The organism is Nocardia amikacinitolerans NBRC 108937 (genome assembly GCF_001612615.1).
Taxonomy (GTDB): domain Bacteria; phylum Actinomycetota; class Actinomycetes; order Mycobacteriales; family Mycobacteriaceae; genus Nocardia; species Nocardia amikacinitolerans.
Map to the genome: position 1 here is coordinate 86,618 of NZ_BDAU01000083.1, position 14,827 is coordinate 101,444.

At 69.1% G+C, this 14,827-nt stretch carries 13 protein-coding genes; 6 read left to right on the top strand and 7 right to left on the bottom strand.

Features of this window, described 5'->3' with window-relative positions; all coding sequences use genetic code 11:
* Positions 1-16: 16 nt before the first annotated feature.
* Positions 17-1,165, bottom strand: a complete 1,149-nt coding sequence (locus NAM01S_RS32985; RefSeq protein WP_067793152.1) for a beta-ketoacyl synthase N-terminal-like domain-containing protein — start codon at positions 1,163-1,165, stop codon at positions 17-19.
* Between the two features lie 262 nt (positions 1,166-1,427).
* Between NAM01S_RS32985 and NAM01S_RS32990 the strand changes: the two genes are divergently transcribed.
* The 3 genes from NAM01S_RS32990 to NAM01S_RS33000 all read left to right on the top strand — a co-directional run bounded on the left by NAM01S_RS32990 (position 1,428) and on the right by NAM01S_RS33000 (position 5,499).
* Positions 1,428-2,768 carry a diguanylate cyclase domain-containing protein gene (locus tag NAM01S_RS32990; protein ID WP_067793155.1) on the top strand — a complete coding sequence of 447 codons (1,341 nt, stop codon included), beginning with the start codon at positions 1,428-1,430 and terminating at the stop codon, positions 2,766-2,768.
* A 10-nt stretch (positions 2,769-2,778) separates the two neighbouring features.
* The gene (locus NAM01S_RS32995) at positions 2,779-3,126 is read left to right on the top strand and encodes an antibiotic biosynthesis monooxygenase family protein (RefSeq protein ID WP_067793156.1); all 348 of its coding nucleotides are present in this window, start codon (positions 2,779-2,781) and stop codon (positions 3,124-3,126) included.
* A gap of 78 nt (positions 3,127-3,204) precedes the next feature.
* Complete coding sequence (locus tag NAM01S_RS33000; protein ID WP_067793158.1) at positions 3,205-5,499, top strand: HelD family protein; 2,295 nt, start codon at positions 3,205-3,207, stop codon at positions 5,497-5,499.
* A gap of 199 nt (positions 5,500-5,698) precedes the next feature.
* Here NAM01S_RS33000 and NAM01S_RS33005 read toward each other — a convergent pair whose 3' ends face one another.
* Positions 5,699-6,151: a universal stress protein gene (locus NAM01S_RS33005; RefSeq protein WP_067793162.1), complete on the bottom strand. Its 453-nt coding sequence runs from the start codon at positions 6,149-6,151 to the stop codon at positions 5,699-5,701.
* A gap of 504 nt (positions 6,152-6,655) precedes the next feature.
* Positions 6,656-7,510 (bottom strand): helix-turn-helix domain-containing protein, encoded by an 855-nt coding sequence (locus NAM01S_RS33010; protein WP_067793164.1) that lies wholly within the window; start codon positions 7,508-7,510, stop codon positions 6,656-6,658.
* A 70-nt stretch (positions 7,511-7,580) separates the two neighbouring features.
* On the opposite strand from NAM01S_RS33010, the gene NAM01S_RS33015 reads away from it, so the two are divergent.
* Positions 7,581-8,051 (top strand): VOC family protein, encoded by a 471-nt coding sequence (locus NAM01S_RS33015; protein ID WP_067793165.1) that lies wholly within the window; start codon positions 7,581-7,583, stop codon positions 8,049-8,051.
* A 24-nt stretch (positions 8,052-8,075) separates the two neighbouring features.
* On the opposite strand, the gene uvrB is transcribed toward NAM01S_RS33015, so the two are convergent.
* Positions 8,076-10,241: an excinuclease ABC subunit UvrB gene (gene uvrB / locus NAM01S_RS33020; RefSeq protein WP_067793171.1), complete on the bottom strand. Its 2,166-nt coding sequence runs from the start codon at positions 10,239-10,241 to the stop codon at positions 8,076-8,078.
* A 317-nt stretch (positions 10,242-10,558) separates the two neighbouring features.
* On the opposite strand from uvrB, the gene NAM01S_RS33025 reads away from it, so the two are divergent.
* On the top strand, positions 10,559-11,083 hold the full coding sequence (locus NAM01S_RS33025) for a ribonuclease FAU-1 family protein (protein ID WP_067793173.1): 525 nt from the start codon (positions 10,559-10,561) through the stop codon (positions 11,081-11,083).
* Between the two features lie 403 nt (positions 11,084-11,486).
* Here NAM01S_RS33025 and coaE read toward each other — a convergent pair whose 3' ends face one another.
* Complete coding sequence (coaE, locus tag NAM01S_RS33030) at positions 11,487-12,677, bottom strand: dephospho-CoA kinase (protein WP_067793175.1); 1,191 nt, start codon at positions 12,675-12,677, stop codon at positions 11,487-11,489.
* Positions 12,678-12,982: 305 nt separating this feature from the next.
* Between coaE and NAM01S_RS35575 the strand changes: the two genes are divergently transcribed.
* Positions 12,983-13,195, top strand: coding sequence for a hypothetical protein (locus NAM01S_RS35575; protein WP_143861601.1), 213 nt, complete (start codon positions 12,983-12,985; stop codon positions 13,193-13,195).
* A 61-nt stretch (positions 13,196-13,256) separates the two neighbouring features.
* Here NAM01S_RS35575 and NAM01S_RS33035 read toward each other — a convergent pair whose 3' ends face one another.
* A complete protein-coding gene (locus NAM01S_RS33035; protein ID WP_067793176.1) occupies positions 13,257-13,700 on the bottom strand; it encodes a MarR family winged helix-turn-helix transcriptional regulator in 444 nt (147 codons plus the stop codon).
* Between the two features lie 49 nt (positions 13,701-13,749).
* Positions 13,750-14,745: a zinc-binding dehydrogenase gene (locus NAM01S_RS33040; RefSeq protein ID WP_067793178.1), complete on the bottom strand. Its 996-nt coding sequence runs from the start codon at positions 14,743-14,745 to the stop codon at positions 13,750-13,752.
* Positions 14,746-14,827 lie beyond the last annotated feature (82 nt).

The following is a 14,827-nucleotide window of genomic DNA, read 5'->3' on the forward strand; positions in this document are numbered from 1 at the left end:
GCCGTGCACCGCGACCTCAGATACCCGGCGGCCCGAGCACCAGCATCGAATTGTGCCCGCCCATACCCAGCGACGACTTCAGCGTGAGACCGCCCTCGAACGGCGTCGGTCCGTCCAGCAGCCGCGGATGCGCCGGGGCAACGATCGGCGGCGCGGGCAACACCCCGCGCTCGTAGGCCATGGCCGCCACGGCCACCTCCACCCCCGCCGCTGCCCCCTGACTGTGCCCGGTGAGCGGTTTGAGCCCGTACACGTGCGGGCGATCCCCGAAGACCCGCGCGACCAGATCACGCTCGGCTAGTTCGCACTGCCGCGTCCCGGTGCCGTGCGCGTTCACGTACGCGATATCCCCCGCCGCCACGCCCGCCTGAGCCAGCGCGCGGTGGGCGCAATCGAGGATCTGCGCGTGCTCCGGCTCGACCGACACCACGTGGTAGCCGTCGTTGGTCATGCCGCCGCCGAGCACCGCCGCGTAGGGCCGCTCGACCTCGCGGGTCAGCACGAACGCCACGGACGCCTCGGCGAAGCCGAAGCCGCGGCTGCCCTCCTGGAACGGGCGGCACGCCTCGAGCGGTTCGGCGTCGGTGATCGCGGCGCCGAGGCGGACGAAATGCTCCACCATGTCCGGTGTCGCGGACATGTCGGTGGCCACGCACAGCACGTCGTCGGCGATGCCGCTGTCGAGCCAGAGTTTCGCCGTGATCAGCGCGACGTTGGCCGAACTGCACGCCGCCGACACGTTCATCGAGGGACCGTGGAAGCCGAACTCCTGCATCAGCACCGAGATCGGGGTGGACGGCAGCAGCCGCAGGTAGTCGCGGGAGCGGCGATGACCCTCGTCGATCTGATAGAAGTCGCGCCAGTTCACCACGTCGCCGAGCACGATCGCGTGCAGCAGGCCCACCGTGCGCCCCGGCCGCCAGCCGCGTTCGCGTGCGTCGGCGATCGACTCGCGGGCGGATTCGTGCATGGCGCGGCCGTAGCGGCTGGTGCTCACCGCCTGGTCGCCGCCGTCGGGAACCAGCGTGACCCAGGCGTGCTCGTCGCGGCCCGGCCCGTAACCGGGTTGCAGCTGTGCCGCGGATTTACCGCTGAGCAGTCCCTGCCACAGCGACTCCCGCCCCCATCCGTATCCGGTCACCGCACCGACGCCGGCGATGGACATATGATCCCGGTACCGAACTCTGTGCTCCGGCTTGGCGCCCGGCATGGCAACGCTCCTTCACCGGATCCCCCGGGCCGGCCAACCCTCGGTCCGCCCTGTTCCCAAGGAACCGGAGTCTGTCATGATCACCGGTAGGAGCCCGATGAAGTGCCCGAACCGTGATCGAAGCAAGTGCGTCGACGCTCTGAACTCGTGCGCGTCGACACCAGAATAATCCCATGTTCCAATGGCCATAGGTCGGTCGACGATCGGGGGTTTGCGAGTGGGTGAGGAGACGACGGGCGGCGTCGTCGATGCCGAACAGCTGGCGCAGCGCTACCGATCGCTGATCGAGCACACGCCGGACGGCATTTGCGTGCACGAGAACGGCGTCATCGTCTACGTCAACCAGGCCACCGTCCGGCTGCTCGCCGCGCGCAGCGCCGACGAGGTCGTCGGCCAGCCGCTCACCCGTTTCGTCCACCCCGACTCGATCCCGGCCATGCGCGAACGCATCGAACTGCTCACCAGCAAGGGCACGGCCTCGGTACCGACCGAGATGCTGTTGCTGCGCACCGACGGCGAGACGGTGCCGGTCGAGACGGTGTCGGTGCTCACGCCCTGGCACGATCACTTCGCCTATCAGGTGGTCATCCACGATCTGACCGCGCAGCGCGCCGCCGAGGACGCCCAGCGCCGCGCCGAACAGCACTTCACCACCGTGGTCTCCCAGCTGGAGGAGGGCGTGGTCGTCATCGATCGCGGCGGACGCATCGAGTCGGCGAACCCCGCGGCGCACCGCATCTTCGGCGGCGACGAGCGCCACGGCGACATCGTCGGGCGCACCATCGACGAACTGCCGATGGTGCTGCTCGACGCCAACGCCCAGCCGCTGCCGCCGAGCAGGCATCCGATGGCGCGCACCCTTGCCACCGGCGAGACCATCACCGGCTACATCTTCGGCGTCGACCGCAGGGACGGGCAGCGGCGCTGGCTCTCGGGCAGCAGCAGGCTGCTCAACCCCGGCGACCCGGACTCCCCCGCGGTCTCCTCTTTCGCCGACATCACCGAATTCCGCGCCAGCCGACGGCAACTGGAATACCAGGCGACGCACGACGCGCTGACCGGCCTCGCCAACCGCTCGCTGATCCTCTCCCAGCTGGCGAACGCGCTCGCCACCAGCGAGGACCTGCCCTACTCGACGGTGCTGTTCATCGACCTCGACGGATTCAAGGCGATCAACGACACCATGGGCCACGCCATCGGCGACACCGTGCTGCAGATCGTCGCGCAGCGGCTGCAACGCGCGCTGCGCGCCGACGACCTGGTCGGGCGGCTCGGCGGCGACGAGTTCCTCGTGCTGCTCTCCGGCCGCGCCCGGCGGGTCGACCTGGACGTGCTCGTGAACCGGTTGCGCTCCACCATGTCCGAGCCGATCATCGCGCGTGGGCACCGCATCGCGGTCGACGCCTCGGTCGGCGTCACCGAGCTCGTTCCCGGCGACCGCCGGACTCCCGAGGCCGTGTTGCACGACGCCGATGTCGCCATGTACCAGGCCAAGCCGCCCGGCCAGCGCGACAGAGGTGTCGCCAAGGGCCGCACCAACAACACGCACGCGTCCTGAAAGTCACCGCATGATCGTCGAACACGCCCTGCTGCCGGTCCGGCCGGAACTGACCGCCGCCTTCGAAGCCGCCTTCGCCGAGGCGCGGCCGATCATCGCGGGCATGCCCGGCTTCCGCTCGCTGTCGCTCGCACGCTGCGTCGAGGCGCCGGGCACCTATCTGCTGCTGGTGGAGTGGGAGCGGCTGAGCGACCACGTCGACGGATTCCGGCGGTCGCCGGAGTACCAGCGGTGGAAGGCGCTGCTGCACCACTTCTACGAACCGTTCCCGGTGGTCCAGCACTTCGAGCCGGTGTGCGCGGAGCCGATTTCGGCGGCCCCACCTGCGGTTACGGCGAGCGCACCGAACTCGCAGTAGACTCGACAACTCTGTTTTCCGACGTGCGCGCGGGATCGGCGCGCGCGTTCGCCCCTTCGCGGTGACAAGGAGTCCAGTTTGCCCGACCGCCTCGCCCACGACCGTGCCGTCACCGACGGTGCGGTCGATCGGCCCCGCGAAATCGACAAGGAACAGGCGTACCTCTCGGTGCTCTACGAGCGGCTCGACGGGATGCGCGAGTACGCCAAGAACCGGCTGCGCACCGTGCTGCTGGAGACCGGGGGCACCCCGCAGGCGCGCAGCGAGCGCGAGTCGTTCACCCAGCTGTACTCCGAGGATCTGGCCAAGTACGACGCCGCCGAGCACGGCCTGTGTTTCGGCCGCATCGACCTGAACGGCGACGAGCCGCGCTACATCGGCCGCCTCGGCATCCTGGACGAGAAGGACGACTACGCCACCCTGCTGCTCGACTGGCGCGCACCGCTGGCCCGCCCGTTCTACCTGGCGACCACCGCGACACCGGACGGCGTGACCCGGCGCCGCCACATCCGCACCCGCAACCGGCGAGTCACCGCGGTCAACGACGAATACCTGGACCTCGCGGCCGCCGAGCAGGCGGGCACGATCGAGTCCGACGGCGGCGTGGGCAGCGAGAGCGCGCTGCTCGCGGCGCTCAACGCGGCCCGGACGGGCCACATGAACGACATCGTCGAGACCATCCAGAGCGAGCAGGACGCGATCATCCGCTCCGAGCACAAGAGCGTGCTCGTGGTGCAGGGCGGCCCGGGCACCGGCAAGACCGCGGTCGCGCTGCACCGTGCGGCCTACCTGCTCTACACCTATCGCCAGCAGCTGGCCAAGAGCGGCGTGCTGATCATCGGACCGAACGCGACCTTCCTCGACTACATCGGCCAGGTGCTGCCCTCGCTCGGTGAGACCGGCGTGCTGCTGTCCACCATCGGCGACCTCTACCCCGGCGTGAAGGCGACCCGCGAGGATTCGCTGCGCGCCGGCCAGATCAAGGGCGCGCTGAGCATTCTCGAGGTGCTCAAGCAGGCGGTCCGCGACCGGCAGGAGGTTCCCGCCGAACCGATCCGGCTGAGCTTCGACGGCTACCCGGTGACGCTGGACAAGAAGATCGCGACCAAGGCGCGCGGCCGGGCCAGGTCCTCGCGCCGCCCGCACAACCTGGCAAGGCCGATCTTCGCGAGTTCGGTGATCGACGCACTGACCGATCAGCTGGCCCAGACCATGGGCGCCGATCTCTCCGGCGGCCCGAGTCTGCTCAGCCGCACCGATCTCGCCGAGATCCGCGACGAGATGAAGTCCGATCCCGGCGTGCAAGCGGCCATCGGGCGGCTCTGGCCGATCCTGTCACCGCAGGAAGTACTGGCCGACCTGCTCGCCGACCCGGCGCGGCTGGACCGCGCGGCGGCGAGCCTGAGCCCCGAGGACCGCGCGGAACTGGTCCGCCCCGACGACGGCGAGTTCAGCGCCGCCGACGCCCCCTTGCTCGACGAACTCGCCGAACTGCTCGGTGTGGACGACACCGAGGAGCGCGAGCGGGCCCGCCGCCGCTGGCGCGCGCAGCTGGCCGAGGCGCAGGACGCGCTGGACATCCTGACCGGCTCGGCGCCGCAGGATCTGGAGGACGAGCTCGACCCCGAGATCCTGATGGCCTACGACCTGATCGACGCGAGCCAGCTGGCCGAGCGCCAGGACGTGCGCGCCAGGCAGACCACCGCCGAACGCGCGGCTGGCGACCGCACCTGGACCTACGGGCACGTCATCGTCGACGAGGCGCAGGAGCTTTCGGAGATGGCGTGGCGCATGGTGATGCGGCGCATCCCGAACCGCTGGGTCACCGTGGTCGGCGACGTGGCGCAGACGGGCGACCCGGCGGGCGCCTCTTCCTGGCAGCGGATGCTGGAACCCTATGTGGCACAACGGTGGAAGCGCACCGAGCTGACGGTGAACTACCGCACCCCCGCAGAGATCATGGCGGTGGCCGCCGATGTGCTCGCGGTGATCGACCCGGACGCCAAAGCGCCGCGTTCGGTCCGCGAGACCGGGAATCCGCCGAGAGCGCACCGGGTCGAGGTGGCCGAATTGTCCAGCGCGGTAGGTCGATTGGTGGCCGCCGAGCAGGGGCCCGGCACCACCGCGGTGATCGCGCCGCACCCGCAAGTCGCGGAGCTGGCCGACCTGGCCGGGGAGTCGGTGCGGGTGCTGACGGTGCACGACGTCAAGGGTCTGGAGTTCGACGCGGTGTTCCTGGTCGAGCCCGCGCGGATTCTCGCGGAATCGCCGCGCGGCATGAACGACCTGTACGTGGCGCTGACCCGCGCCACCCAGCGGCTCACGGTGGTGCACAGCGAGGATCTGCCGGAGGTGCTGGCGGCGCTGGGTTGATCGCGGGTCGTCGTCCGCTTCGCGGGCGGCGACCGCCGGCCCCGCCGTGGTGACCACGCTTCCGAGCGACCGCCGAACGCGGGAAAGCTCCGCATCGCACCGAACGGGCGATACGGAGCTTTCAAAGGGGTCTCAGGCGCGGCATTGGACGAAGTCCGTCCTCAGCCCGCGCAGGGCCGGAGCGAGGGCGGCGGTACGCCTACCGGACGGTGTGCACGATGAGCACGTCCGTGCGAGACTTGCGCGCCACATCCGAGGGCACCGAGCCGAGCAGGCGGCCGGCCAGGGTGTTCAGGCCGCGGTTACCGACGACCAGCAGATCGGCCTGGGTCTCCTTGAGCAGGTTGAGCAGCGATTCCACCGGCTCACCGACGATGGCGCGCTCGACGATCTCCTTGGCGCCCGCAGCCGACGCCTTGTCCCTGGCGGTGCGCAGGATCTCGTTGGTGGGGGCGGAGCCGCGCACCTGGTAGGCCTCGTCCTTGAGCACATCCGCCGCGGCGGCGACGTCACGGTCGTCGGTCGGGTAGTAGGCGCAGGCCACGATCAGGGTGGAACCGGCATCGCCGGCCAGTGCCGCGGCCTTCTCGACGGCCTTGTACGACGACTCCGATCCATCGGTACCGACGACAATGGTCCGGTAGGCGGTCATGCCCGCACCTCGCTAACGCTCGGCGCGGTCATGGCCGCCTGTGGCGCTGTGTCTTTGGTTCGCTCGCTTCGCTCGCTCACGGTCTCTTCCTCCAACTGTGCGGGTCGGGTGCCTGCGTCCAGCGTCCCGGCAAGTCGGGCACCGGCGCGGCGACTGCGCTCGACCATAGCCGCTCTCCGGGCGGAAACAGCAGAAATCGCAACACATCACACTCGCCCATGTCGGGCTTTTCGCCCCGGCGTTCGGTCATCGAATGCGGTGGGGCCTTGGCGACCTGCGTGGACTCAAATTCTCGTGGGTAATCCTGTGATAAATCACAACCGCGATGAACGTTCTTGCGGGCCTGGGATATTCATCACAAGATACCGCCGCGCGGCGTGCGTCACACCGCCGCGCGGCCGTCGCCTACCTCGCTGAGCCCTTGACCAGTTGCGTTGCGGGCGCGCCGCGGCGGCTCGCCCGCGCGGCGGACCCTTCCGAATAGCCGCGCTTTATCCGCGGGATTCACCGCCCGGAGCGGTTCGCACCGACCAAATCGGACGCCGAATGCCGCGCGTACTCCAGCGGCGCCATTCCGATCTCCGCGGTGAACTCACGGGAGAAATGCGCCTGATCGAAATAGCCGAGTTCGACAGCGAGCGCGGCCAAATCCTCGACCCAGCCCTTGGCGAGCAGATCCGCGCCGTCCTGCAGCCGGTAGCGGCGAAGCACCCATTTCGGGCCCGCGCCGACGTAGCGGCGGAACATGCGCTGCAGGGTGCGCACCGGCACGCCGAAGCGCTCGGTGATCTGGTCCACCCTGGTGAGCCCGCGGTCGTGCTCCATGGCGTGCACGATCCGCGTCACCAGCTGGAAGGTGGGGTCCTGTCCGACGGCGCGCGGCGCGAGGAACTCCTCGACGAGCACGCGGCGGTCTTCGTCGGATGCGGCGGCCAGCACCCGTTCGGCGAGTCCCTCGGCGTCGGGGAACACCTCGGTGATCGGGACCGAACGATCGCGGAGCGAACCGACGTCCAAGCCCGTGAAGGCGCCGAACCCGCCCGCGCGGAACCGCGCGCCGAAGGTCAGCCCGCGGTCTGTCAGCTCGCGCGTGTACTTGGTGGTGCACACTCCGGTCACGAAGCCGCCGACGCGGTGCGCGGAGTGCTCGAAGGTGATGTTCACGCACGGGAACGACAGCACCTCCGCGACATACGGCGGGCGATCGCGCAGATCCCAGTGCACAACCCAGTACCAGTCCACGAACTCGCGGACCCCCGGCCCCGGCTCGAGCCGGGTCAGGCTGCGATGCCGAGACTGCTCCCGCGGGTGCAGAATTCCCTTCTCGCTGTCCAGCGGAGTCCGTTCGTCAGCGACCATCGCGCGCCCTCCCCTGAGGTTGTCGCTTTCTTACAAGATCGGGCGCGCCCGCCCTGCCAGAGTCGAAGGCATGACGACATCGGTGAATCCCATCCCCTCCGGCTACCACTCCATCACCTGCTTCCTCGCGGTCGCCGACGCGAACAAGGCCATCGAGTTCTACTCCGCCGTCTTCGGCGCGAAGGTGGTCAGCCGCAGCGATCTGCCCGACGGACAGCCGGCGCACGCCGAACTCGAGATCGGCGATTCGACGCTGCAGCTCGGTATGCCGATACCCGCCAACGGCGTTCAGGCACCCAACGGCGAATGGGTGCACACCTCGATCGTGCACTACTGCCCCGACGTGGACGCCGTCATCCAGCGCGCGATCGAGCACGGCGCGCGCAGCGCCGAGGAGCCGCAGACCTTCGTCAGCGGCGACCGCTTCGGCGTCGTGATCGACCCGTTCGGTCACCGCTGGGCGGTGATGACTCGCGTCGAGGACATCTCGCGCGAGGAGGCCCAGCGCCGGGTCGACGAGTGGATGGCGTCGCAGAGCTGACGCGACGGCGGACGCCATCGCGACTCAGCTCAGTCCGGCGGCGTCCATGCCGCGCAGTTCCTTCTTCAGGTCGGCGATCTCGTCGCGCAGCCTGCCCGCGAGCTCGAACTGCAGCTCGCGGGCGGCGTTCATCATCTGCGCGGTGAGCTCGGTGACCAGGTCGGCCAGTTCTGCACGCGGCATCGACTTGATGTCGCGGCCCTCGATGACGCCCGCGCTGACCGCGCGCCCTGGTTCGCCCTGGGCGCGCCTGCCGCGGCTGGCGTTGCGACCCGAGCCGCCGACCTCGACCTCGTCGGCCTCCCGGTACACCTGGTCCAGGATGTCGGCGATCTTCTTGCGCAACGGCTTCGGGTCGATGCCCATCTGCTCGTTGTAGGCGATCTGCTTGGCCCTGCGCCGCTCGGTCTCCTCGATCGCGTGGCGCATGGAGTCGGTGACCTTGTCGGCGTACATGTGCACCTCACCGGAGACGTTGCGGGCCGCGCGGCCGATGGTCTGGATGAGGCTGGTGCTGCTGCGCAGGAAGCCCTCCTTGTCGGCGTCCAGGATGGCGACCAGCGAGACCTCCGGCAGGTCGAGACCCTCGCGCAGCAGGTTGATGCCGACGAGCACGTCGTATTCGCCGAGGCGCAGCTGGCGCAGCAACTCGACGCGGCGCAGCGTGTCGATCTCCGAGTGCAGGTAGCGCACCCGGACGCCGAGCCCGAGCAGGTAGTCGGTGAGATCCTCGGCCATCTTCTTGGTGAGCGTGGTGACAAGCACTCGCTCGTCCCGCTCGGTGCGCTGCCGGATCTCGTGCAGCAGGTCGTCGATCTGCCCCTTGGTCGGCTTCACCACCACCTTAGGGTCGACCAGGCCGGTCGGGCGGATGACCTGCTCGACCACCTCGCCGCCCGCCTGCCCCAGCTCGTACGGGCCAGGTGTCGCGGACAGGTACACCGTCTGCCCGATGCGATCGGCGAACTCCTCCCAGGTGAGCGGGCGGTTGTCGACCGCGGACGGCAGCCGGAAGCCGTACTCGACCAGATTCCGCTTGCGCGACATGTCGCCCTCGTACATGCCGCCGATCTGCGGCACGGTGACGTGCGACTCGTCGATGACGAGCAAAAAGTCCTCGGGGAAGTAGTCGAGCAGCGTCGCGGGCGCCGAGCCGGCCGCTCGGCCGTCGATGTGGCGCGAGTAGTTCTCGATGCCGGAGCAGAACCCGACCTGCCGGATCATCTCCAGGTCGTACTGGGTGCGCATGCGCAAGCGCTGCGCCTCCAGCAGCTTGCCCTGGCGCTCGAACTCGGCGAGCCGCTCCTCGAGCTCCTGCTCGATGTCGCGGGTCGCGCGCTCCATGCGCTCCGGGCCCGCCACGTAGTGGGTCGCCGGGAAGATGCGCAGCGTGTCCACCTTGCGCACCACGTCGCCGGTCAGCGGGTGCAGGTAATACAGCGCCTCGATCTCGTCGCCGAAGAACTCGATGCGCACCGCGAGTTCCTCATAGGACGGGATGATCTCGACGGTGTCGCCACGGACCCGGAACGAGCCGCGGGTGAAGGACAGGTCGTTGCGGGTGTACTGCACGTCGACGAGCAGCCGGAGCAGCGCGTCCCGGTCGACCTCGGTGCCGACCTCGAGCTGCACCGAGCGGTCCAGATACGACTGCGGCGTGCCGAGGCCGTAGATGCACGACACCGAGGCGACCACCACCACATCGCGCCGGGACAGCAGGCTCGAGGTCGCCGAGTGGCGCAGCCGCTCCACGTCGTCGTTGATCGAGCTGTCCTTCTCGATGTAGGTGTCGGTCTGGGCGATGTACGCCTCGGGTTGGTAGTAGTCGTAGTACGAGACGAAGTACTCGACCGCGTTGTGCGGGAGCATCTCGCGCAACTCGTTGGCCAGCTGGGCGGCGAGCGTCTTGTTCGGCGCCATCACCAGGGTCGGGCGCTGCAACTTCTCGATGAGCCACGCCGTGGTGGCCGACTTGCCGGTGCCGGTGGCGCCGAGCAGGACCACGTCGCGCTCGCCCGCCTTGATCCTGCGCTCCAGCTCCGCGATGGCCGCGGGCTGATCGCCCGCCGGCTGGTGCTCGCTGACCACCTGGAACTGCCCCTCGGCGCGCTCGATGGCGCCGACGGGACGGAACTCCGAACGCGCGAGCGGGGTCTCGCCTTCGGCGGGAATCTCGGTAGCGAAAGCCATGACAACCAGCGTAGGCGCAGGCACCGACAGATTTCGCGGCCCGGTGACCCGGCGCACGCGCGGGGCCTTCGAGTGGGGCCGAACTCCCCTCCTGCTCGGCCCCACTCCCGGCGGAGCGGAAACCGAACGGAACACTCGTGCCTGGGCCGCGGTCCAGGATATCGACCACAGTTATCGGTTGGCAAATCCTGTAATTTCAATTTTCAATTACCCGCCGCCACCTGCTCCGACCGCGACCGCGTGCCGAACCCCGAGCATCGGCCACGCGCACGAGCGCAGGACTCGACGGAACGTCCGCGACGGTAGATTCTGACTGCATGACACAGGCACCAGCAGTGAACGTGCACCGACCCAAGGTCGAGTACTTCGATGTCGCGAGCCTGACCAACACGGACCCCAAGGGGTTCGTGCGGCCGGTCGAGCGCTATCGCGTCGAACCGTGGGGCCTGTACATGGCACGCACCGCCGACCATCCGCAGTTCCACTACATGGAGTCCTGGCTGCTGCCCGAACTGGGCCTGCGCGCAACGGTTTTCCACTACAACCCGGCGCATCGGCGCGATCAGGACTACTACCTGGACCTCGGCGAGTTCACCAGGATCGAACCGAAGAAGTGGCGGTCGGTCGACCACTACCTCGACATCGTGGTGCGCTCCGAGCGCGAGACGATCCTGCTCGACGTGGACGAACTGCTCGCCGCGCACGCCGCTGGCCTGATCGGCGCGGCCGAGGCGGAGGCCGCCATCCAGCACGCGACCGCCGCGATCGACGGCATCGCCGCGCACGGGCATTCCCTCGACGACTGGCTCGCCACCCGCGACATCGAGCTGACCTGGCTCTGACCGCCGCCGATCCCACCGGAAAAACCGCCACCGACCCCACCGGAGAAACGCCGAGTGCCCGGCGGAGCGATTCCCGCCGGGCACTCGCCCGCACCGCGCCCAACGACCTCCATCGGCTGAGCCGCACCGGTTTGCGACGGGCTTGCTCACCCGCACCCGAAGCCCCGCGCCCACGAGGAACGACCCCGTGAAGGAGAAATACCGGAAATTCTGGGACGGCCGTTCGGTCGGCTGTCGTGATTCGGCCGGAAGAATGGCGGTGCCGGTTACCCGGCGGTATCGATATCAGCGTGCGCACCGATATGACGACCGCCACTCCCCAGGACGCCCGTGAGCACAGCATCCGGCTTTCCGGAGAATTTCCGGTGAAGTCGTCCGAAATGGGAGATTCGCGCGATAACGGTCAGCCGAGCAGCCGCCGATAGGCCGCGTCGAACCACGGTTCCTTCACCGCGTAATACGCCTCCGAGGCGGCGTCGCCGACGAGCCCGGACGCCTTGGCCGCCGCCTCGCGCTTCACCGCGAGGTACTCCTCGCGCGCCGCCGCGTCCGCGCGCAGCCAGTCGCGGAAGGCAAGCGCGAACCGCTGCCCCGGCGACCCGTCCACCCGGATGTGCACGTTGGCGAGGCGGCCAGGGTCGGCGTTGCCGTGCAGCCGCTTGACCCACCGTGCGGTGTCGGTCCCCTCCGGGTCACCCTCGGTCGGCTTCGGATTGTCGTGCGTGACATGCGCTTTCACCGGGAAACCTGCCGCACCGAGCGCGTCGCGCAGCCCCTCGGCCGCCGCCAGATCTGCCACCGTGACCTGCAGATCCAGCACGTCTTTCGCGGGCAGACCCGGCACCGCCGTGGAACCGATGTGATCGATGCGGGAGGCCACCGCGCCGCAGGCCACCCACAGTCGCGCGATCAGCCGCTGCGCCTGCGCGGCCCATTCCGGATCGTGCGGGACCAGCCGCAGCTCCCCTCTCGCCGCGGGCGTCCCGGTGCGCAGGTTGCGCTCGAACGGCACCAGCCGCTCCTCCCACAGCCGGTGCACCGCGGCGTCGACCTCGCCCGCAGGGCCGCTGTTGTCCAGCAGGACGTCGGCCACCGCACGCCGCTGTTCGTCCGTCGCCTGCGCCGAAATTCGGGCCCGCGCATCGGCTTCCGTAACGCCGCGGAATTCCGCGAGACGACGAATTCGAGTTTCCGCGTCGACGTCGACGATCAACACCAGATTCATCAACGGCGCCAAACCATTTTCCACCAACAGCGGAATATCTTGGACGACAATGGCGTCCGCCGGGGCCGCCGAAATCAATTCCGCGGTGCGCTTTCCGACCAGCGGATGAGTAATGGAATTCAGGGTTGCCCTTGCCGCGTCGTCGGCGAACGCGACGGCCGCGAGCGCCGGGCGATCCAGGCTGCCGTCCGCTGTGAGGATGCCGGGACCGAACGCCTCGACCAAGGCCGCGAGTCCCTCGCTGCCCGGCGCGACGACCTCCCTGGCGATCAGGTCGGAATCGACGATGACCCCGCCACACTCGGCGAGGATCCGCGCCACCGTCGACTTGCCAGCTCCCATGCCTCCGGTGAGGCCGATCCGCAACATTCGTTCAGTTTCGCATCCGCCGCGCCCGACCGGCCGACCGCCCGGCGGGGCGCAACGGGGGCACACCGCGCGAACAAGCGGATTACCCACCCACCCCGGCAATTTCACTCACGGCGGCGCCAATTGCCCGTTCCGTGACGCGGCCGAGACCGATTCGCAACATTTACGTCGGAACCGCCGCGCGGCCCGACAACTTTCCGACACGCCGAGGCAATTACTTCCGCAAAATACTGTGTTCCACACTTTCGTTCCGCTAATCTTCGCCGTGGCGATCCAGGCCAGTACCAGCAAGCAAAGGAAAACCATTGGGCACCAGAATCAACCAGACGGGTCGCCACCGCCTGGGCATGGCGGGCGGGGTGCACTGCCTCGAGATCCCCGCCGTCGCGGCCGCGCTCGCCGAGCACCGCCGCTCTTGGTTCACCGCACTGATCAGTCCGGCCCGGCACAGCTTCGCGGCCATGCGAAAACGCTCCACCGTGGCCACGGCCTACTGGGTACCGGCGACCGCCAACTGAACTCGTTCCACGACAGTGGCCCAGCCGCTCGGCTGGGCCATTCGCGTGCGCCGAGCCTGGCTCAGAGCTTGGCGCCCTCCACAACGGCGGTGAACTCGCGCACCTCGGCGCGGAAGCGGGCGAGACCCTCCCGGTCGAGGCCGGTGGCGTCGGCGATCTTCCTCGGGACCTCCCTGGCCCGTTCGCGCAGCGCCGCACCGGCCTCGGTCGGTCGAACCAGCACCGAGCGTTCGTCCTCCGCGGAGCGCACCCTGCTGATCAGCCCCGTGGTCTCCAGCCGTTTCAACAACGGCGACAGGGTGCCCGAGTCGAGGTCGAGCGCCTCGCCCAGCTCTTTCACCGTCACGGTTTCGCGCTCCCACAGCACCAGCATCACCAGGTACTGCGGATAGGTCAGCCCGAGGTCGTCCAGCATCGGCCGGTAGAGCCGCGTGAGCGCCCGCGAGGCGGCGTACAGCGCGAAGCACACCTGGTTGTCGAGCTGGAGTTCGCTCGTCTGTGTCATGGTCACCACCTCTTTGTCGAAGGTAGTAGCCGATTCAGTGGCCTGCAATTCACCCGGCGCGATCCGGCGTTGGCGAAAGTGCGATCTTCGCATTGCGACCTGGGCGTTCGCTGGCGGCAGCCGCCTCGGCCGCGTGCTCGAGCGAGTGCACCGCCGCGATGCTCAGCCGCAGTTCGCCGCTCGCGGCGAGCTCGACCAGCTCGCGCAGCACCCTGGTGCGCTCGGCGGCGCCGATCTCCTGCGCCCGCTGGGCGCCCCAGAAGCCTTTCACCACAGCCTGTTTGAAGATGAGGGTGCCTGGCGAGATCGTCCACGGCTTGCCGGACAGCGCGCCGAAGGAGATCAGCTCACCGTTCGGCGCGAGCAACTCGAGCAGGTCAGCGCCCGCAGGACCGCCCACCTGATCCACGGCGCGCACGATCGGCGCTCCTTCGGTGGCCGCGGCGGCTCGGTCGAGCCAGCCGTCGGTCTCGGTGTCGACGACCGGTTCGTAGCCGAGTTCGCGCAGAGCGCGCACCGACGCCTCGCCGCGCACCAGATTCAGCACGCGCACGCCGCGGCGTCGCGCCAGCAGATTCAGCAGCCGCCCCACCGCGCCGTTCGCGGCGTTGACCACCACCCAGTCGCCCTGCCGCACGCGCAGATCGTCCAGCAGCACCGCGGCGCTGAACGGCATCGCGAGCAACTGGGCGGCCGTCTCGTCGTCGATCGAGTCGGGCACCGGCAGCGCCTGCGCCGCCTTGGCGACGAAGTACTCGGCCCACACCTCGGTCGCGCCGGAGACCGCCACTCGCTGACCCACAGACCGGTCGGTCACGCCCTCGCCGACCGCGTCGATCCGTCCGACGCCTTCGGTGCCGGGGATCGCGGGCAGCGGCGGCCGGTAGCCGTAGACGCCGCGGATGATCGCGAGATCGTGGTTGTGGATCGGCGCGAGATCGAGCGCGATCCGCACCTCGCCGGGACCGGGCTCGGGCAGCGGCCGGTCCGCCGTGGCCAGCACATCCTTCGGCTCCCCGAATTCTTCGATGACAACGGCTCGCACGTCGGCCTCCTTCGCTCGTTGGTTTCGCGATACCGGACCCAGAGTAGCCCGCAATTCAATTGTGCCCAATCAAATGGAGCGT